The following is a 286-nucleotide window of genomic DNA, read 5'->3' on the forward strand; positions in this document are numbered from 1 at the left end:
GGTATGTTCAGTGCTGCCAACCCCCTGAATTCCCTGGAGTTTGGCGAAACCAATGTAAAGAGCTTTACCGGCCTTGGTAATATTTATGGGGATTACGAGATCATTAATGGGCTGAAAGCAAAAGCAAGCTTTAATGTTAACTACGGTAACGGCTCTACTTTTGTATTCAATCCCTCCTTTTTAGGCGGGGTCAATAACCCCCCGCCCAGCATTCCCAATTCTTCCCAGTCAAAAGCCAATGCAATGAACTGGCGCACGGAAATGTTGCTGTCATACGATAAAACCT

1 protein-coding gene is annotated in these 286 nt (G+C 45.5%); it reads left to right on the forward strand.

What is annotated here, in order from left to right:
* The coding region (locus KVT36_RS31665) for a hypothetical protein (protein WP_217607422.1) at positions 1–286 on the forward strand (286 nt) is incomplete at both ends.

Origin of the sequence: Chitinophaga sp. GbtcB8 (assembly GCF_019091455.1) — a bacterium.
Lineage (GTDB): Bacteria > Bacteroidota > Bacteroidia > Chitinophagales > Chitinophagaceae > Chitinophaga.